Source organism: Microcella sp. (genome assembly GCF_019739195.1).
In the GTDB taxonomy this organism is placed as follows: Bacteria; Actinomycetota; Actinomycetes; order Actinomycetales; family Microbacteriaceae; genus Microcella.
In genome coordinates this window covers 2,462,298-2,480,050 of the sequence record NZ_JAHHDS010000003.1, presented here as the reverse complement: position 1 = coordinate 2,480,050, position 17,753 = coordinate 2,462,298, and the positions used below count along the sequence as shown (strand labels likewise).

General features: G+C 69.8%; 18 protein-coding genes and 1 riboswitch. Of the genes, 9 read left to right on the top strand and 9 right to left on the bottom strand.

Annotated features, from left to right (window positions below):
* Positions 1-56: 56 nt before the first annotated feature.
* Positions 57-168: riboswitch (TPP riboswitch) on the bottom strand.
* 102 nt (positions 169-270) lie between these two features.
* From KL788_RS13675 to KL788_RS13665, 3 genes are read left to right on the top strand one after another with little or no spacing between them, the layout of a single operon-like run.
* Positions 271-1,125 carry a TerC family protein gene (locus KL788_RS13675; RefSeq protein ID WP_293172895.1) on the top strand — a complete coding sequence of 285 codons (855 nt, stop codon included), beginning with the start codon at positions 271-273 and terminating at the stop codon, positions 1,123-1,125.
* Entirely contained in the window at positions 1,122-2,717 is a 1,596-nt protein-coding gene (locus tag KL788_RS13670; RefSeq protein ID WP_293172892.1) for a GAF domain-containing sensor histidine kinase, read from the top strand. Before KL788_RS13675 ends, KL788_RS13670 begins: the two co-directional genes overlap by 4 nt.
* Complete coding sequence (locus KL788_RS13665) at positions 2,714-3,358, top strand: response regulator (protein ID WP_293172889.1); 645 nt, start codon at positions 2,714-2,716, stop codon at positions 3,356-3,358. Before KL788_RS13670 ends, KL788_RS13665 begins: the two co-directional genes overlap by 4 nt.
* A gap of 13 nt (positions 3,359-3,371) precedes the next feature.
* Here KL788_RS13665 and KL788_RS13660 read toward each other — a convergent pair whose 3' ends face one another.
* Positions 3,372-3,860 (bottom strand): GNAT family N-acetyltransferase, encoded by a 489-nt coding sequence (locus tag KL788_RS13660; protein ID WP_293172886.1) that lies wholly within the window; start codon positions 3,858-3,860, stop codon positions 3,372-3,374.
* A gap of 40 nt (positions 3,861-3,900) precedes the next feature.
* Here KL788_RS13660 and KL788_RS13655 point away from each other — a divergent pair, with 40 nt between their 5' ends.
* Positions 3,901-5,367 carry a dihydrolipoyl dehydrogenase family protein gene (locus KL788_RS13655; RefSeq protein WP_293172884.1) on the top strand — a complete coding sequence of 489 codons (1,467 nt, stop codon included), beginning with the start codon at positions 3,901-3,903 and terminating at the stop codon, positions 5,365-5,367.
* A gap of 423 nt (positions 5,368-5,790) precedes the next feature.
* Here the strand turns inward: KL788_RS13655 and KL788_RS13650 are convergent, their stop codons facing one another.
* Both KL788_RS13650 and KL788_RS13645 read right to left on the bottom strand, forming a co-directional pair.
* Positions 5,791-6,453: a CDP-alcohol phosphatidyltransferase family protein gene (locus tag KL788_RS13650; protein WP_293172881.1), complete on the bottom strand. Its 663-nt coding sequence runs from the start codon at positions 6,451-6,453 to the stop codon at positions 5,791-5,793.
* A complete protein-coding gene (locus KL788_RS13645) occupies positions 6,453-7,184 on the bottom strand; it encodes a TVP38/TMEM64 family protein (protein WP_293172878.1) in 732 nt (243 codons plus the stop codon). The genes KL788_RS13650 and KL788_RS13645 overlap by 1 nt, the downstream gene beginning before the upstream one ends.
* A 75-nt stretch (positions 7,185-7,259) precedes the next feature.
* Between KL788_RS13645 and KL788_RS13640 the strand changes: the two genes are divergently transcribed.
* The 4 genes from KL788_RS13640 (at position 7,260) to KL788_RS13625 (ending at position 11,360) form a co-directional block, all read left to right on the top strand.
* Positions 7,260-8,501, top strand: a complete 1,242-nt coding sequence (locus KL788_RS13640) for an ABC transporter substrate-binding protein (RefSeq protein ID WP_293172876.1) — start codon at positions 7,260-7,262, stop codon at positions 8,499-8,501.
* Between the two features lie 68 nt (positions 8,502-8,569).
* Positions 8,570-9,394 carry an ABC transporter permease gene (locus KL788_RS13635; protein WP_293172873.1) on the top strand — a complete coding sequence of 275 codons (825 nt, stop codon included), beginning with the start codon at positions 8,570-8,572 and terminating at the stop codon, positions 9,392-9,394.
* A gap of 5 nt (positions 9,395-9,399) precedes the next feature.
* Positions 9,400-10,308: an ABC transporter permease gene (locus KL788_RS13630; protein ID WP_293172870.1), complete on the top strand. Its 909-nt coding sequence runs from the start codon at positions 9,400-9,402 to the stop codon at positions 10,306-10,308.
* Positions 10,305-11,360 (top strand): ABC transporter ATP-binding protein, encoded by a 1,056-nt coding sequence (locus KL788_RS13625; protein ID WP_293172867.1) that lies wholly within the window; start codon positions 10,305-10,307, stop codon positions 11,358-11,360. The genes KL788_RS13630 and KL788_RS13625 overlap by 4 nt, the downstream gene beginning before the upstream one ends.
* Before the next feature lie 39 nt (positions 11,361-11,399).
* Here KL788_RS13625 and KL788_RS13620 read toward each other — a convergent pair whose 3' ends face one another.
* The 5 genes from KL788_RS13620 to KL788_RS13600 form a co-directional block, all read right to left on the bottom strand.
* Positions 11,400-12,866 (bottom strand): hypothetical protein, encoded by a 1,467-nt coding sequence (locus tag KL788_RS13620; protein WP_293172864.1) that lies wholly within the window; start codon positions 12,864-12,866, stop codon positions 11,400-11,402.
* A gap of 134 nt (positions 12,867-13,000) precedes the next feature.
* Positions 13,001-13,672, bottom strand: a complete 672-nt coding sequence (locus KL788_RS13615; protein ID WP_293172861.1) for a M23 family metallopeptidase — start codon at positions 13,670-13,672, stop codon at positions 13,001-13,003.
* A gap of 236 nt (positions 13,673-13,908) precedes the next feature.
* Positions 13,909-15,018 carry a VIT1/CCC1 transporter family protein gene (locus KL788_RS13610; protein WP_293172858.1) on the bottom strand — a complete coding sequence of 370 codons (1,110 nt, stop codon included), beginning with the start codon at positions 15,016-15,018 and terminating at the stop codon, positions 13,909-13,911.
* Between the two features lie 83 nt (positions 15,019-15,101).
* On the bottom strand, positions 15,102-15,599 hold the full coding sequence (locus KL788_RS13605) for a DUF427 domain-containing protein (protein ID WP_293172855.1): 498 nt from the start codon (positions 15,597-15,599) through the stop codon (positions 15,102-15,104).
* Between the two features lie 2 nt (positions 15,600-15,601).
* Positions 15,602-16,174, bottom strand: a complete 573-nt coding sequence (locus tag KL788_RS13600) for a hypothetical protein (RefSeq protein WP_293172852.1) — start codon at positions 16,172-16,174, stop codon at positions 15,602-15,604.
* A 257-nt stretch (positions 16,175-16,431) separates the two neighbouring features.
* Between KL788_RS13600 and cspE the strand changes: the two genes are divergently transcribed.
* Entirely contained in the window at positions 16,432-16,635 is a 204-nt protein-coding gene (gene cspE, locus KL788_RS13595) for a transcription antiterminator/RNA stability regulator CspE (RefSeq protein WP_055860048.1), read from the top strand.
* Positions 16,636-16,864: 229 nt separating this feature from the next.
* Here cspE and KL788_RS13590 read toward each other — a convergent pair whose 3' ends face one another.
* Positions 16,865-17,722 carry a DUF3097 family protein gene (locus KL788_RS13590; RefSeq protein WP_293172839.1) on the bottom strand — a complete coding sequence of 286 codons (858 nt, stop codon included), beginning with the start codon at positions 17,720-17,722 and terminating at the stop codon, positions 16,865-16,867.
* Positions 17,723-17,753: the final 31 nt, after the last annotated feature.

Here is a 17,753-nt window from a genome sequence, read left to right as displayed (position 1 = left end):
ATGCGTGCCTTTCGCTCAGCGCGGGCACGGCGTTCGCGCCCGCGAATTCGGTCGGCACGGGTGCGAGAAGTCCTCCCTGCGCCGGCATGATCCGGATCAGGTTCGACGGTCGAAGCTTGGAATGAGCTTCCTCTCAGCCCGGCTCACCGGACTCCCGTGTACGAGCACGAGTGTACGCCGACTCGTCGCCGACATCGAGCAGATCGCCGAGCGCGGCCGCCGCGAAAGCGATTCGGCGGGAACCTCACCATCGCTCACTAGTATGCGGGGATGGAATTCGTCTTCTCGCCCGAGCTGCTGATCGCCTTCGCCACACTGCTCGTGCTCGAGATCGTGCTCGGCATCGACAACGTGGTGTTCATCTCGATCCTCGCGGCGAAGCTGCCGCCCGAGCAGCAGAACCGGGCTCGCATCGTGGGTCTCTCGCTCGCCATGATCATGCGCATCCTGCTGCTGTTCGCGGCGAGCTGGATCATCAGCCTCACGAACGACCTCTTCGAGCTCTTCGGCATGGGCTTCTCGGGCCGCGACCTGATCTTGATTCTCGGCGGGCTCTTCCTCGTCTACAAGGCCGTCGTCGAAATTCACGAGAAGCTCGAGGGGGCCGAGGGCCACCAGCAGTCGAGTGGCAAGACCGTGACCTTCGCGGGCATCATCGTGCAGATTCTGCTCATCGACATCGTGTTCTCTCTCGACTCGGTCATCACCGCCGTCGGCATGGTCGACGAGCTGTGGATCATGATTGCAGCCGTCGTCATCGCCATCACTCTCATGCTCTTCACGGCCAAGGCGATCAGCGACTTCGTGAACCGCCACCCCACCGTCAAGATGCTCGCCCTCGCCTTTCTCGTGCTCATCGGGTCGACCCTCATCGCCGAGGGCTTCGACGTGCACATCGACAAGGCCCTCATCTACGGCCCCATCGCGTTCGCCATCGGTGTCGAGGTGCTGAACCTGGTCTACCGCCGCCGCCAGGCAAAGAAGCGTGCAGAGGCGATCGAGCCCGTCGAGCTGCGGCCGTTCCTCGTCAAAGACGAGGTTTCGGGTGACGTCACGCCCGTGCCGCTGCGCGGCGGTCGTCGCCCAGCGGCCGACTCGACAAATCACCCTGACGGCGCACCGTGACGTCTGCCGAGCAGCGGGCGCGCACCGTTGAGGCGGGCGCGGCGCAGAGCCCTGTTGTCGATGCGCTCGTGCGGCGCATTCTCGACCGGGCATCGACGACTGATGAGGGCTACCATCGCATCGGGCTGCTCGTCTCGGCCGCGCGTGCCGTCACCGAAGATCTCGAGCTGACGGCAGCCCTGCAACGCATTGTCGCCGTGGCCCGCGAGCTCGTCGGCGCGCAGTACGGCGCGCTCGGCGTCATCGGCCCCGACGGTGCCCTCGAGCGCTTCTTGCACTCGGGGCTGAGCGACGAGCAGGTGCGGCTGCTCGGCGAGCCGCCGAGCGGAAAGGGCATTCTCGGCGCCGTGATCACCGAGGGTGCGAGCATCCGTCTCGATCACTTGTCGCGTGACCCGCGGTCGGTCGGTTTTCCGCCTCACCACCCGCCCATGGACGCCTTTCTCGGCGTGCCCATCCATGTTGACGGCACGGTCTTTGGCAACCTCTACCTCACTGAGCGCAGCGAGGGTGCCTTCGACGACGTCGACGAATCGATCATCGCGGCGCTTGCGGCCATGGCAGGCACGGCGATCGCCAACTCGCGACTCTACGAGCAGTCGCAAGAAGACCGCCGCTGGCTGACCGCCTCAGAGCAGCTCACGCAGAACCTGCTGTCGGGCGCGATCGGCTCCGACGAGGTGCCAGCGATCGTCGACGTCGTGCGCCAGCTCTCGCACGCCCCGCATGTGGTCATCGTCAACGCCGATCACGCGGCGACGGATGCCCGCAGCGAGCTCGTCCGCCTGGCCGGCGATTCCGACCCCGGGCCCACGCTCATCGTGCCCATGCAGGGCAGCGCCGACCGCGAGTCGTGCGAGCTCGGCATCGCGCGCGGAGCGCACGGCCACCCGTTCAGCGCCGCCGAGCGCGAGACCATCACGCGCTTCGCACGGTCGGTAGCCATCGCGCGCGAACTCGCGGGGGCGCGCATCGACGAGCAGCGCATCGCGCTCGCCGATGAGCGCGACCGCATCGCGCGCGACCTGCACGACCACGTGATTCAGAGCCTGTTCGCCGTCGGGCTCAGCCTGCAGAGCGTCGTGGGTGACCCCTCCACGTCGAGCGGCGCACGCATCGCGGGGCAGGTCGACGCGATCGACTCGACGATCCGGCAGATCCGTCAGGCGATTTACCGACTATCGACGCCGGCGAGCGCGGGCATGCACAGCCTGCGAGCGCGCATCAACACGCTCATGCGCGAGACCCTTGAAGGCGAGACCCTCGATTCGCGCCTTGAGTTCGCGGGCCCCGTCGACACGCTCGTCAACACCGAGCTCGGCGACGAGGTCGCCGCCGTGTTGCGCGAGTCGCTCTCGAACGTCGTGCGGCATGCCCAGGCCACGGTGGTCGAGGCGAGCGTCGCGGTACGCGGTGCAGAGGTGATCGTGACAGTGCGCGACAACGGCGTGGGCATGCCCGAGACCGACCGGCGCAGCGGTTTAGGCAATCTCGAGGCACGTGCCCGCGAGCGCGGCGGAACTTTCGTGATTGAAAAGGCTTCACCTCAGGGAACTCAGGTGTATTGGAGCGTACCCTGGGAGGCACGATGAACATTCCTGTGAGCGTGTTCCTGCTCGACGATCATGAGATCGTGCGGCGCGGCATCGCCGACCTGCTCGAGCAGGAAGACGACATCAGCGTCGTCGGCGAAGCAGGGGTCGTCGCCGGGGCCGCCGACGCGATTCTCGCGTCGGGCGCGACCGTTGCCGTGCTCGACGGTCGGCTGCCCGACGGCAGCGGCATCGACGTCTGCCGAGACCTCAAATCAGAGCGCCCTGAGCTCGGCTGCCTCATTCTCACCTCATACGACGACGACGAGGCCGTGCTCGCTGCTGTGCTCGCCGGCGCCAACGGCTACCTGCTGAAAGAGGTGCGCGCGACGAGCCTCATCGAGGCGATCCGCCGCGTCTCGGCGGGCGAGATGCTGCTCGACCCTGCCGTCACCGAGCGCGTGCTGAGCCGCGCCCGCGAAGCGTCACCGCTCGACGGCTTGACTCCGCGCGAGACCGAGATTCTCGCCCTCATCGCCGAGGGCCTGTCGAATCGCGAGATCGGCGCGCGACTGTTTCTCGCCGAGAAGACGGTCAAGAACTACGTCAGCGGAATTCTCTCGAAGCTCGGCATGCAGCGGCGCACGCAGGCCGCCGTGCTGGCCGCCGAGTGGATGCCCAAGAACGGCCAGCAGCGCTGACCTGTCGTGCGGCTCACGCCACGGGCGCGGCGAGCAGCGACACGGTCACCGCGCCGCCCTTGGTCGACTGCACGCCGACCTGCTCGAACCCGAGGCGAGCGTGGAACGCCTGGCTGCCCGGGTTCGGCGGGTCGAGGTTGACCTCACACGTCACATCGCGCCGACCCGCTGCGCGCGCGGCCGCGAACACCTGCTCGTAGAGCATCGGGCCGAGACCATTGCCGCGCTCGCTCTCGGCGATGACGATGCGGTCGACATAGAGGTGGTCGACGCCGCGCGACTCGAAGTAGGCGTAGTTCTCGCTCTCGTAGGGCGACCCGGGGCCGATCGCGATGACGAAGCCCACAAGCTGCCCGTCGCGCTCGAGACCGAGGGCCAGCTCGGCGAGCTCGACGAGGCGCGCCAGGCCCGCCGGCTCGGTGATCGGCACGGCGGGGGTCGCGGCGTCGTTGAGCAGGGCGAGTTCGTCGGCGTCGGCGGCGGTGAGGGGGCGAATGAGCACGCCCCAGGCTAACAAGCAGCCCGGGCGATACTCTCTGCCCATGACCGCAGCTTCTGCCGCCCCGCTCGATGTCGACCTGCTCGTGATCGGGGGCGGCACCGCCGGACTCGTCGCCGCAAAGACGGCCGCCCGATTCGGTGTGAGCACGCTGCTCGTCGAGGCGCACCGCATGGGCGGCGACTGCCTCTACACCGGCTGCGTGCCCTCGAAGTCGCTCATTGCCGCGGCCGACGTCGCCGCGCGAGCCCGCGACGGCGCTCGGCTGGGCGTGCACGTCGACGGCGTGCGCGTCGACTTCGGGGCCGTCATGCAGCACGTGCACGCGGCGATACACGAGATCGAGCCGGCCGACTCGGCCGAAGTGGTCGAGGCGACTGGAGCCCGCGTCATCATGGGCCGCGCGCGCTTCACGGGGCCGCGCAGCGCCGAGGTCGCGCCGGTCGACGGCGCCGCGCCCCTCGCCGTACGCTTTCGCCAGGCCATCATCGCCACCGGTTCGGCGCCCGAGGTGCCCGACCTGCCCGGCATCGACGACGTGGCCGTGCTGACGAGCGATGACGTGTGGGATCTCACCGAGCAGCCCGAGCGGCTCGCCGTTCTCGGCGCGGGCGCGATCGGCTCTGAGCTCAGCCAGGCCTTCGCGCGCCTCGGCACCCGTGTGTCGCTCGTGCAGCGCAACACGCGCGTGCTGCCGAAAGAGGACCCCGACGCCTCGACTCTGGTCGCCGCGGCGATGGTGCGCGACGGCATCGACGTGCGGGTGTCGACGACGGTGGAGCGGGTCGAGCGGTCGGGCGATGCGGGTGCGGGCATCCTGCACCTCTCTGATGGGTCTGCCGTGCCCTTCGACCGCCTGCTCGTCGCGCTCGGCCGTTCGCCGCGTCTCGAGGGTCTCGATGTCGAGGCGGCCGGGGTGGCGCTCGACGAGCGCGGCTACGTGCAGGTCGACACCTCGCTGCGCACGAGCAACCGCCGCATCTGGTCGGCGGGCGACGTCAGCGGTCTGCCGCAGTTCACCCACATCGCGGGCGTCAACGGCAGCCTCGCGGCCACGAATGCGGCGCTCGGGCTGCGTCGCCGAGTGGATGCTGCTGCCGTGCCGCGCGTCACGTTCACGCACCCCGAGGTCGCAGCCGTGGGTCTCGCGCCCGCAGACGCCGAGGCTGAGAACTGCCACGTGGTCGAGGTGCAGCACGCGCACACCGACCGGGCGATCGCCGAGGGCGACGTTGCCGGCTTTGCGCGCATCGTCGTCGACCGCAAGGGCCGCGTGCGCGGCGCGGTCATCGTGGGCCCGCGGGCGGGCGAATCAATCGGTGAGGCTGCGCTCGCCGTGCGGCAGGGCATCCGCACGAGCGACATCGCGAGCACGACCCACCCCTACCCGACCTACAGCGACGCCTTGTGGAACGCGGCGATCGCCGACGTTCGAGTGCGGCTCGAGAGCGGGTCGATCGCTCCCGTGATCCGGCTGCTCGCGCGCTGGCGCCGCGTCACGACCCGTTAGCCCGCGCAGCCCCGCCTGCATCGCGCCGGTCCGCCGCTCGGCGGCCGTTCACGCCGCTGCCTCACGAGGTGCGCCGCGTCTGCCTCACGAGGCGCCCCGCGTCTGCCGCGCACCGCCTGCTGTTGCCGCGGGCCGACCGACGCGCCCCCTCGGCATAGCCTCCGCTGCACTTCAACGGATGCGGAACTATGCGAATGCGATTCATATTGTTCCGCATCCGTTGAAGTGTCCGCGGGTGGGGTCGGCGGAGGAGGGAACGAGCACGGGCATGGGCAGGTGCGGGACGTGGGCAGGGGCAGAGCGTGGCCGAGGACGGGCATGGGCGAGGGCGAGGCGTGGGCGAAGACGGGCGTGGGCAGGGGCGGGGCCGACGTTGCGACGCGGCGCGCGGATGGTCGCGGCACGGGGCACGCGATGGGGAGTTCAGCGCAGGGCGCGATAGCCCGCCACCATGCGCTGCACGGCACTCACGCCGACGAGGGCCGCCCAGCCGACGGCGATCGGCGCTGCCCAGAAGGGCAGAATCAGCCACAGCGCGTGCACGACGATTGTCTCGGTGCCCTCGGCGATGCGGCCGAGGAACGACAGCGAGCGGCCGTCGTCGAGCTGCCGCCCCGTGCGCTCGGCGATCGACGAGAACGCCAAGAAGGCCGCGCCGTTGATGTAGTACGCGAACAGCACCGCGAGAAAGGGCCACCAGGGGGCATCGAACGCCGTCGTCGCGCCGACCGCGACGCCGATGACCGTCGCGCCGTAGACGACGAAGTCGGCGGTGATGTCGAGGAAGCCGCCGGCCTCGCTGTGCGGGGTGCCGGGCGACTCGCCGACCTGAGCGGCGGGCGAGCCGGCGGGCGCAGCGCGGCGGCGGCGTGCGAGGGCGCCGTCGACTCCGTCGACGACGCGCGACAGAAGCCACAGCACGAGCGCCGCGGCCCACCACTGCAGCCCCGCGAAGACCGCCGATGCCAGCCCGATCATGAGTCCGGCGACCGTCAGACCATCGGGAGTGATGCCGGGGCGGTCGAGGGCGCGCGCGAGAGCATCCGTCGGCCGGGCGATGAGGGCGCGCATCGGGCGATCGAGCATCAGTTCTCCGTGTCTCGTTCGGTCTCGGGCGCGGCGGCCGCGCTGTCACGGCGTATTCGGCGCCCTCGCTCGGCCCAGATGGCTCCCGCGAGGGTGAGTGCACCGAGCACGCCGATCGCTACCCAGGCGGGCCAGCCGAACTCGAGGCCGAACGCGCCGAGTGCAACGTAGGCCGCCGACCCCGGAATGATGCCGATCGCCGTACCGAGGGCGTAGTCGCGCAGGCGTACTGCGGTCAGGCCTGCCCCGTAATTGATGGCGGTGAACGGGATGATCGGAATCAGTCGCACGCCGATGACCGCAGCGAGCCCGCGCCTGCGCAACAGTTCGTCGAGGCGGGCCACTCGCGTGCCCGTGTAGCGCTCCACGGCGTCACGGCCCAGCGAGCGGCCGAGCCCGAACGCCGCCGCCGCCCCCAGCAGCGCGCCGAGGTACACGAGGGCGAGCGCACCGGCGAAACCGAAGATCAACCCGGCCGCGACCGAGAGCACGTTCTTGGGCGCCGGAGTCAGGGTGATCGCCGCGTAGAGCGCCACGAACACCGCGCCGCCGGCCCAACCCCACGACGCGACCGTCTGCTGCACCTGTTCGAGCGGAGGAACTCCGACGATCAGCCCAACCGCTACGGCGAGGGCGACGAATACCCCGAGAGCGATGGCTCGAACGACCGAAGCCGACCAGCGGCGCGAGTGTCGCGCTGTGTAGTCGGGATCACACTGCGCGCTGCTCATGGTGCGTCAGTCTAGGTCGACGGGGCGTCGCGTACCCTGAAGTGCTCTTCACCGATTCTTCACCAAGGAGAACCCATGTCACCACAGCGCCGACACCGCTCGGGGGTCGCTCTGGCGATCACCTCCGGCCTCGTTATGACCCTGGCCGCGTGCTCAGCCCCGGCGAGCGCCGACGACCAGTCGTACGCGAGCTGGGACGAGGTCGTCGCGGCGGCCGAAGGCCAGACCGTCAAGCTCTGGATGTACGGCGGCGACGAGCAGGGCAACGCCTACGTCAACGACGTGCTCGTGCCCGCAGCGGCCGAGCTCGGCGTCACGCTCGAGCAGGTGCCGATCGCCGACACACCCGACGCCCTCAACCGCATTCTCAGCGAAGTGCAGGCGGGCGAGACCGACGGCGAAGTCGACCTCGTGTGGGTCAACGGCAACAACTTCGGCACCGGCAAAGAGGCCGGCGCGTGGGAGTGCGGCTGGACCGACCTGCTGCCCAACATGGCGCTGACCGACCCCGCTGACCCGCTGCTGCTCGACGACTTCGGCACGCCCGTCGACGGCTGCGAGGCTCCGTGGCACAAGGCGCAGTTCACTTTCGTCTACAACAGCGACACCGTCACCGACGTGCCGACCTCGCTCGACGAGCTGCTCGACTGGGCGCGCGCAAACCAGGGCCGCTTCACCTACCCGGCTCCGCCCGACTTCACGGGCTCGGTCTTCGTGCGCGAGGTGCTCTACAGCGTCAGCGGCGGGTACGAGAACGTGCCGCTCGCGTTCAGCCAAGACGACTTCGACGCCCTGACGCCGGCGCTCTACGCCGAGCTGCAAGACCTCGAGCCGAGCCTGTGGCGCGGCGGCGAGACCTACCCGCAAGACTCGAACGAGCTCAACCAGCTCTTCGCCGACGGCGAGGTCGACTTCACGATGACCTACGGCCCCGCGACGCTCACCGAGCTCGTGGCCAACGGCACGTACCCCGCCGGCACGAAGGTGCTCACGTTTGATGAGGGCACCGTCGGCAACGCGAGCTTCCTCGGCCTCGCCTCGACCTCCGGCAGCAAGGCCGGCGCGATGGTCGTCGCCAACCTCGCCCTCTCGGCCGAGCAGCAGGCGGCCAAGGCCGAGCCCGACGTGTGGGGCCAGTTCACGGTGCTCGACCTCGACCAGCTGAGCGACGAGCAGCGCGCACTGTTCGAGGCGCTGCCCGAGTCGCCCGTCGTGCCCAGCTACGACGTGCTGAGCGAGAACGCCAACCCCGAGCTCGCCGCCGCATGGGTCACGCCCATCGACGAGGGCTGGCGCCAGCTCGTGCTCACGCAGTAGGGCGCGCCACCATCGTCGCGATCGACCTCCCAGCGTCGGGAACCCGCACTGCGGGCTCCCGACGCTGGGTGTCGCTCGCGCTCGTCTCCCCCGCGCTGCTCATCGCGGGCTTCGTCGTCATCGGCGGCATCGGCATGTCGCTCGTGCAGAGCCTCGGCCTGCTACCGCTCGTCGGCGTTCCGAGCCTCAGCCTCGACGCCTACCTCGCCAACGGTGAGGAGCTGCTCATCGGAACGGGGCTCTCGCTCGCGATCGCGACGGCCTCGACCGTGCTCTCGTGCATCATCGGACTCACCGCCGCGGTCGTCATCACGCAGGGCCGTCGCACGGGCCGCATCGTCGCGGCGGTGAGCGCCCTCACCATCCCGATCCCCCACCTCATCGGCGCGGCCGCGATCGGCCTGCTGATCTCTGACGCGGGCATCATTCCGCGGATGCTCGGTATACCCGGCACGGAATGGCCCGACCTCGTCGGCGGGCCCTGGTGGGTCGCCGTCGTGCTCGAGTACACCTGGAAGGAGTCGGCGTTCGTCGCGCTCGTGGTCGCTGCGGTGCTCGCCACGCGCGTCGCCCGCTACGACGAGACGGCCGCGCTGCTCGGCGCGGGTCGTGCGCGACGGCTGCGCCACGTCGTCATCCCGCTCGCCCGCCCCGCGGTCATCGTGAGCGCCATCATCATCTTCGTCTACACGTTCGGCTCGTACGAGGTGGCCTGGCTGCTCGGCCGCCCCTATCCCGAGCCACTGCCCGTACTCGCCTTTCGCCTGTTCGACTCGATCACGCTGACCTCGCGGCCCGAGGCGGCAGCCGTCGCGGTCGTCACGACGGCGATCTCGCTCGCGGTCGTCGCGATCGGCATGGCCTGCCTGCGGCGCACGCCGCTGTGGAAGTAGGCGCCATGGCCATGCTGATCCCCTACGGGCAACGCGTCACCCCCGACGACCGCACGGTCTCGAGCCGCGGGCTCATGCGCCCGCGGCCGGGCGGTCGTGCCCTGCGCCTCACCGTCGCCGCGCTGCTCACCGTGTGGTTCGCCCTGCCGCTCGTGCCGCTGCTGCTGTGGTTCTTCGCCGACCGCTGGAGTGTTCCGGCCGCGCTGCCCACCGAGTGGGGCTTCGACGGGGTCACCTCTGCGCTCGCGAACGGGGCCGTGCCGGCGTTCGGGAGGTCCCTCGTGCTGGCGCTCGTCGTGGCTGCCATTGCGACGCCCATCGGGGCGATGGCGGCTCGTGCCCTGACACGAGGAGCCGTGCCGTTCCCGCGGCTCGTGAGCGGCATCCTGCTCGCACCCCTCGCCCTGCCCGCCTTCGTGGCCGTCATGGGGCTCACGATCGTGCTGCTGCGCGCGAGGGTTCCGGGGGTCGTCGGCGTGGTGATTCTGCTCGTCGCCGCCGCCCTGCCCTACACGGTCTACACGATGCGCGTCGCCTACGCGGCGCACGACCTCGCCTATGAAGACGAGGCGCGCACGCTCGGAGCATCCCGCTGGCACGTTCTCTGGCGCGTGCACCTGCCGCTCGTCGCCCCGGGACTCGCCCGCGCGGCCTTCCTCGCCTTCCTCGTCGGCTGGAGCGACTACGTCATCACCGTGCTCGTCGGCGGCGGCACGATCGTCACGCTGCCGCTGCTCGTCGCCTCGTTCGCCGCGGGGGTGGGCAATGACGCCGTCGTCGCCGTGCTCTCGGTGAGCGCGATCGTGCCCCCGCTCGTGCTGCTACTGGCTCTGGGCCGCTTCGGCCGCAGGTATCCAACCGCGAGCTACCTGCACGGGCCCACCGCCAGCCAGTCACCGAAAGGTTCACCGTGAGCGCCACTCTCGAGATCGACGCCCTGACCAAGGCATTTGGCGGCACGACGGCGCTTGACGGAGTCTCGTTCGCCGTCTCCGCCGGCGAGTGCCTCGCCGTGCTCGGCCCCTCGGGTTCGGGCAAGAGCACGGTGCTGCGGTCGATCGCCGGCCTCGACGTGCCGTCGAGCGGGCGCATTCTCGTCGACGGCACCGATGTCGCGGGGGTCGCGCCCGAGCGGCGCGGCATGGCGATGGTTTTTCAGCGTCCGCTGCTGTTTCCGCACTTGAGCGTGCTCGACAACGTCGCCTTCGTGGCGACAGTCGCGGGGCAGCCCAAGAGCGAGGCGCGCGCCGACGCCCGGCAGTTTCTCGAGCTCGTGCAGCTCGAGGGATTCGGCGACCGCTCGATCACGGCCCTCTCAGGCGGGCAGGAACAGCGCGTCGCGCTCGCCCGCGCGCTTGCCGCGCGCCCCCGCGTGCTGCTGCTCGACGAGCCGTTCAGCGCCCTCGACCCCGAACTGCGGGCCGACATGCACAACCTGCTCGGGCAGATTCGCCGCCAACTCAACCCGACGATCGTCATGGTCACGCACGACCGCGACGAGGCCGCCGTGGTCGCCGACCGCGTCGCCCTGCTGAGCACGGGGCGCCTTCTGCAGCACGACACCGTCGAGCGCCTCTACACGCGCCCGAAGTCGATCGAGGTCTCGCGCCTCATGGGCGGCCGCATCGAGCTCGCGGGCGAGGTGCGGTCAGGCGTGCACCATTCGGCGATCGGCTCGGTGCCGGCCCCCGACGGCGACAGCTGGGCCGACGGCCCGGGGATGCTCGTCGTGCGTCACGAGGCCGTGCACGTCTCGACGCTGCCGGTCGAGGTGCCGCCCGGCATGGTGGGCGTCGAGGTCGTCGTCGCCGATCGGCGCGCGCGCGGACCCCGCGCCGAGATCACGCTCGCGTGCGGTGACGGCGTGCTCGAGGCCGAAGTGCCCGCGAGCCGCCCCCTCGTGGTCGGTCAGAGCGCGACGGCGCACATCCCCCGCTCGGCGTGCACGGTCGTGCCCCTGCCGTAGCCGGGCACAACCGCACCCTGCCGTGGCAGGGCATCCCGACTACCAGCGCGATGCGCCTTCTTCTACGAGCTCGGCCGCGCGACCGTTCGTGATGCCCGTCGTCCGCTCGCCCTTCGGCTCGAGCGGCAGCAGCGTGCGCAGTCCGATGTTCTCGATCGGGTCGAGCACTGAGTGCTGCACGCAGGCGGGCACGATCTCGCCGGTCTCGGGGTGCGCCATGGCATACATGCACGAGCCGAGGCGCTCTTGCGTCTCTTTGATGAGCGGGTCATCGGCCACAACACCCTGCTGCATGAGCTGCCAGGCGGGCTTCACCTGCTCAGCATCCATGAAATTGTGCACGACGAACGTCTTGAAGCTGACCTTGCCCCGACGGGCCGCGCGAATCACGGCGCGCAAGCCGCCGCCGCGCTTCAGAATGCGGTTGACGAGCCCGATCATGGGCGGCAGGTCTTGCGGGTGGCTCAGCACGGCGCGCATGACCTTGATCGTGAGGGCCCAGGTCGGAATGTCGCCGAAGATCATGCCGCCGTAGTGCTTCAAGAAGCGGTCGCGCGCGGCGATGTCTTTCGGCTCGTCGGCGTCGAGCACCGAGGCGAAGCGGCCTTCGACCATGACGCCGACCGTGTGGCGGTTGCAGCGCGGGTCGCCGAACTGCACGGCCTTGTGCGGCAGCTTCTGGCCGACGCCGGCCTCGATGCGATCCCACACCGCGTCGATCGTGACCTCTTGAAAGTTCTCTTTCCAGCGGCGGTCGTCACCGATGAAGGCCGCGGGCTGAAACGACATCATGTCGTAGTTCATCTCGAGCACGTCGCGCGTGACCTGCTCGACCTCGTCGAGGTTGGTCGGCGTCACGGTCATGTTGTGCGCGAGGTACGAGTCGACCTTCTTCTGCTTCTTGAGATCCGCGAACATCTGCGCGAACTGCTCACGGAAGGGGTTGAGCTCGGCCTCGCTCTTCGGCCGCACGGCGCCGCGGCGACCGCGCATGAGCGAGTCGAAGTGTGCAGCGAACGACACCTTCTTGAAGACCGGCTTGCCGTCGTCGTCGAGCACGACGTCGAGCAGGTAGTCATAGTCGAAGTCGCCGTGCGTCATCGACATGGGCTCGCGGCCGACGGCGCGCATGGCGAGCAGCGTGTCGCGGTGCGCCTTGGCGGGCAGCAGGCTGACCTCGCCGCCGATGAGCTGGGCGTGCGCGCGCGGCCCGCGAATCTGGCGCAGCAGCCCCATCTGCTTCGTGACCTCGGTGACCGTGTGGTCGCCGTCGATGCGCACCTTGTTGGCGTCGGCCGAGTGGTAGCACGGCGAGCAGGTCAGGTTGCACTTCGGAAACACCCCGTGGGTGCCCTCGCACCCGACCGCGCACTTGCCGAGCAGTTGCTCAGGCGTCTTCGCATGCTCGGGCAGATTCTGCCACCGCAGGTCGAGCGCCTTGCGGGTCTCAGGGTGGATCGGGCGCGTCTGCAGCTCAAACTCGCGAAGGGCGGTGGTGATCGACATCGACAAACTCCTCGTGCAGGTCGCAAGACGACGATCGCTCGAGGCGACCACCGTGGCTCACGGTAGGCACAAGTAGTTCGGAGCCGTCGCCGATTCCGATGGGATGCTCGGTGTCAGCGGGTCGAGCAGGCTGCTTACTGAGCGCCGTTGGCCGCCAGCCACGACGCAGGGTTGATCGCGCGACCACCGATGCGCAGCTCGAAGTGCAGGTGCGGAGCCGTCGTGACACCCGTGCTGCCGACCGAGCCGACCTGGTCGCCGCCGCGCACCTCTTGGCCGACGCTCAAGGTCAACGAGCCGTTCTCCATGTGCCCGTAGACGCTCGAGATCGCCTGACCGTTGATGACGTGGTCGATGACGACATACACACCGAGCGAACTGCCCGAGGTGACGACCTTGCTGACGACGCCGTCGGCGATGGCGACGATCGGGTAGCCGCGACCGGGGTTCCAGTCGATGCCCTGGTGCATGGTCGAGCACGCGCCGCACGCGGCATCGCGCGGGCCGAAGCCGCTGCCGACGGGGGCGCCGATGCCGACCGGGTACTGCAGGGCCGGTCGAACATCGACCGTGTACTCGAGTGCCTCGAGCGGAGCCGCCTCGATCGTCGCGACCGACATCAGCTGCGTGCGCGGCGCCGGCTCGCCCGAAGGCTCGCTCGCCACGGCGATCGCGGCAGGAACAGTGTTGACGAGCAGTGCGCTCATGGCCACGAGGGCGGCAGCCGCGACGAGCGCGGTCTGTCGAAGTCGGTAAGGATTCAGGGCCGCTACGCGCGGCAGGGCAGGGTGAACCAAGTGGAGCATGAGGAGAAAAACACTTCCTGGTGGCGGCGGTCAGGCCGGAGACACGGTGAGTGCACGTCGTTGCGCGATTCGACCTCGCCGCGCTCGCAATGAGGAGGCGACCCATGAGGTCAGGAGGTCACAGCACCCGCCCGGTGGCCTTGTTCACACCGGCGGCACTCGCCCCTGTCAGCGTCGGCGCCAACACTCCAGCCTGACCCACGAACCTGTGAATCACCTGTTTCGGGTACGAACGATCAGGCGAGCGTCGTGCCGAAGGCCAGGCCGAGCAGGTAGGTAGCGGCCGCTGCGCCGTAGCCGATCGCCAGTTGGCGCAGGGCGCGCTTGAGCGGTGACGCCCCCGACAGCACGCCGACGATCGCGCCGGTGATAAGCAGTGCGATGCCGACGAGCACCGCCGCCGTCACGATCGCGGCAAGGCCTTCAAGCCCCAGCAGGTACGGGATGACCGGGATGATCGCCCCGGATGCGAAGAACGCGAAGCTCGACAGCGCGGCACCCCAGGCCGAGCCGATCGCGACGTGCTGCTCGGCTTCGGCCTCGGCGGCGCGTGCTGCCGCGACCGCGGGGTCGTAGTCGGCAAGCACCCCGCGCGCATGCTCAATGGCCTCAGTCTCGTCCATGCCGCGAGCGCGATAGACGAGCGCCAGTTCGTTCGCGTCGACGTCGAGGTTCGGCAGGGCCGTGTGCGCTTCGGGGTCAGGAGTCGAGGCGTCGAGCAGCTCGCGCTGCGACCGCACCGAGACGTACTCCCCCGCCCCCATCGACAGCGCGCCGGCGAGCAGGCCGGCGAGCCCCGTGAGCAGCACCGTGCCCGGGCCGAGCCCCGCCGCGCCGATGCCCATGACGAGGGCAAGGTTGCTGACGAGCCCGTCGTTGGCGCCGAACACTGCCGCACGGAAGGTGCCCGAGAGCCGCTGGCGTCCGCGCGCGGCGAGCCCGCGCACGACCTCACCGTGGATGCGCTCGTCGGCGGCCATCGCGGCCGTCGCGTGAGCATCCGTTTCATAGGGCGATCGTGATTCGGCGCGCTGGGCCAAAGCGAGCACGAAGACGCTGCCGAAGCGACGAGCGAAGAACGACAGGATGCGCGTGCGCACCGAGGCGGCCGGCACCCGATCGGCGTGCTCGCCCAGGAGGGCGACCCAGTGCGCCTCATGCCTAGCTTCGGCCTCGGCGAGGGCGAGCAGGATGGCGCGTTCCTCGCCTGTGCGGCGCGCGGCCAGGTCGCGGTATACAGCAGCCTCGGCGCGCTCGTCGGCGAGGTAGCCGCGCCACCGGCGCAGGTCAGCCGACGTCGGGGCCGCGGGCGCGTCGGAGGGCGCTGAGGAGTCGTGCTCGGTCACGTCGACAGTGTGCCAGCGCCGCGCAGAGCGCGCAGTTCGGCGGCCCGAAACAGCAGCGGGCTAGAGGTCGGGGCTGTGCGCCGCTACCAGCCCCAGGTGCCCTCGCCGCCCTTGAACGGGCCGACGATGTTCGCGGTGATCCAGCCGCCGTAGAAGTCGCCCTCTTGCGGCTGCACGGTCTCGCCGTCGATCGTGCAGCGATCCATGCGGCCGGGGTAGACTGAGACGAAACCGGCGATCGACTCGAAGCCGCGGCTCGGGGCGGCGTAGTGCCACGCCGCCTTCGGGGCGCGCACGTCGCCACTCACGACGTCGCTGTAGCCGGCGCGGCCCTTGAACTCGCAGAACGAGCTGCCCTCGGCGGGCTGCAGGGCGCCCTCGACGAACGCCTCGGGCGGCAGGTAGATGGCCGGCGGGTGGCTCGTCTCGAGCACGCGCACCGCGCTTGTCGTGTCGGCGATCACACGCCCACCGAGCTCGATCGTCACGCGGGCGTGCACGGGCTCGACGCGGGGCGGCCGGGGGTAGTCCCAGACCGACTCCTGACCCGGGCCGGGCTCGATGCGCTGCCGCTTCGCCATGGTCAGAACCCGAAGTCGCCGAAGTCGCCGAAACCGCCGCCGAAGTCTCCGCCCGCGTCGCCGCCGAAGTCGCCGCCGGCGAGGACTTCACCGCCGCCCGACGCATCAGCGCCGGGGTCGGCCGACTCGGCGCCGGCGGCATCCGTCGCGCCAGCATCCATGGGGGGCAAAAAGGCGCTCGCGAGGGCCGAGCCGATGACGTAACCCGCGACCGTGCCCAGCAGAGAGGCGCCGACCATCTGGCCGAACGAGGGGCCCGCGAGCGAGCGCTCCATCGTGCCAGGCTGACGCAGCTCTGATCGGGTGGCGGCGCGGGCGAGGGTGCCCGGCTCGTCGTCGACGGGAGCCTCGCCCGCAGGGGCCGTGCGCGCGAGCTCGTCGAACACGAGCCGCCGCTGTTCGGGGCTCAGCTTCGCAAAGGCCTCCGCGTGCACCTGCTCGATCGTCTCGGGCGGCGCCGTCTGCAACAGGTAGCGGTAGCGCTCGACGGCGCGGTCGTCGTCGGTGCGGGGGGCGGCTCGGCGCTGCTCCGGCTCGGGCGTGGGGGCACCGAAGAGGCGGTCGAAGAAGCTCATGCAGTCACTCCTGGGGGGTCGAGGCTTCTACGGTATGGGTCTTCGCTCGGCGATCGCTGTGCACTCGTCATGTAACAACTCGGTGAAGATGGCCCCGTTCTCTGCTGGGTGCACTACTCTCGGCAGTGAAGTTGATACGCCTCGGCGATCCGAACGTGCCGTGCAAGCAGTGCGTGCTCTCGTATAGAGCAGGATTCACGAGTGGTTCGACTGGTGGTTTCGACAGTCGAAACTCCGTGAGTAACAAGGAGTCAGTAATGACGACAGGCACTGTTAAGTGGTTCAACGCCGAAAAGGGTTTCGGTTTCATCACCCCCGATGACGGAAGCGCCGACGTGTTCGCGCACTTCTCCGCCATCCAGTCGAACGGGTACCGCTCGCTCGACGAGAACCAGAAGGTCGAATTCGACGTCGCGCAGGGCCCCAAGGGCCTGCAGGCCGAGAACATCCGCCCGCTCTAGTTCCCTCCCGTCTTCTCGAGTTCGCTCGAGCTGAGACACACGAGAGCCGCCCCCCGATGATGTGGGGCGGCTTTCGTCATTTCTGGCGACGTTTCGTCGCCAGGGTGTTCTCGGCCGACGGAACCCCTCGCCCAAGGACGCTGGTCGCGCTCGTCGCACTGAAAGCGACACCTCGTACGCTCACAAGCGTGCGAAACGGCGCAAACCGTGAGAAACGCGCACAGAGCACCTACTCGGCGGTCACGAAGTCGATGAGCTGCTCGACGCGACCGAGCAGGGCAGGCTCGAGGTCGGCGTAGCCGCGCACGCTACCGCGAATGCGGCGCCAGGCTGCCGCCCGATCGGCCGCCGACTCGTGCGGCCAACCGAGAGCTCGGCATGTGCCCGTCTTCCAGTCGATGCCGCGCGGCACGTCGGGCCACGCCTCGATACCCACCGACGACGGGCGCACCGCCTGCCAGATGTCGATGAACGGATGCCCCACCACGAGCACGTGCGCCGCGTCGACCCGCGCGAGCGCATCTGCGGCGAGCCGCGACTCTTTCGAGCCGGCCACGAGGTGGTCGAGCAGCACCCCGACGCGCCGCCCTGCTGACGGACCGAACTCGACCAGCCTCTCGGCCAGGTGATCGGCGCCCTCGAGGTGCTCGACCACCACACCCTCGACGCGCAGGTCGTCGCCCCACACCTGTTCGACCAGCTCGGCATCATGACTGCCCTCGACCCAGATGCGGCTGGCGCGGGCGACGCGGGCGCGAGCATCCGTCACCGCGAACGAGCCGCTCGCGGTACGCGCCCGTCCCGTCGGCGCGACCGTCGCGACCGGGGCCACGAGCCGCACCGGCTCGCCGTCGACGAGAAACCCGGCGCCGAGCGGAAACACGCGCACACGACCGTGACGGTCTTCAAGGTGCACGTTGCCGGCGTCGACGAGCACCACCGCGCCGACGAAGCCCGCGGCATTGTCGGCGGCATCTCCGTCGGGCAGCTCGACGACGAGCCCGTTGTCAGCGGGCAGTTCGGTCACCACCGTGCGCCCTGTCGCACGCCAATCGCCAGAGAGCACGTCTTCGCCGTAGTCACGCACCCCGCGAGGCTACGAGAGCAGACCGCCGCAC

What these genes read in the sequence shown, in the direction of transcription:
- KL788_RS13645 (WP_293172878.1), bottom strand. Translation starts at nt 7,184, where the DNA reads ATGAGCAGCGCGCAGTGTGATCCCGACTACACAGCGCGACACTCGCGC.
- cspE (WP_055860048.1), top strand. Translation starts at nt 16,432, where the DNA reads ATGACGACAGGCACTGTTAAGTGGTTCAACGCCGAAAAGGGTTTCGGT.
- KL788_RS13620 (WP_293172864.1), bottom strand. Translation starts at nt 12,866, where the DNA reads ATGTCGATCACCACCGCCCTTCGCGAGTTTGAGCTGCAGACGCGCCCG.
- KL788_RS13615 (WP_293172861.1), bottom strand. Translation starts at nt 13,672, where the DNA reads ATGCTCCACTTGGTTCACCCTGCCCTGCCGCGCGTAGCGGCCCTGAAT.
- KL788_RS13640 (WP_293172876.1), top strand. Translation starts at nt 7,260, where the DNA reads ATGTCACCACAGCGCCGACACCGCTCGGGGGTCGCTCTGGCGATCACC.
- KL788_RS13650 (WP_293172881.1), bottom strand. Translation starts at nt 6,453, where the DNA reads ATGCTCGATCGCCCGATGCGCGCCCTCATCGCCCGGCCGACGGATGCT.
- KL788_RS13630 (WP_293172870.1), top strand. Translation starts at nt 9,400, where the DNA reads ATGGCCATGCTGATCCCCTACGGGCAACGCGTCACCCCCGACGACCGC.
- KL788_RS13675 (WP_293172895.1), top strand. Translation starts at nt 271, where the DNA reads ATGGAATTCGTCTTCTCGCCCGAGCTGCTGATCGCCTTCGCCACACTG.
- KL788_RS13605 (WP_293172855.1), bottom strand. Translation starts at nt 15,599, where the DNA reads ATGGCGAAGCGGCAGCGCATCGAGCCCGGCCCGGGTCAGGAGTCGGTC.
- KL788_RS13600 (WP_293172852.1), bottom strand. Translation starts at nt 16,174, where the DNA reads ATGAGCTTCTTCGACCGCCTCTTCGGTGCCCCCACGCCCGAGCCGGAG.
- KL788_RS13655 (WP_293172884.1), top strand. Translation starts at nt 3,901, where the DNA reads ATGACCGCAGCTTCTGCCGCCCCGCTCGATGTCGACCTGCTCGTGATC.
- KL788_RS13665 (WP_293172889.1), top strand. Translation starts at nt 2,714, where the DNA reads ATGAACATTCCTGTGAGCGTGTTCCTGCTCGACGATCATGAGATCGTG.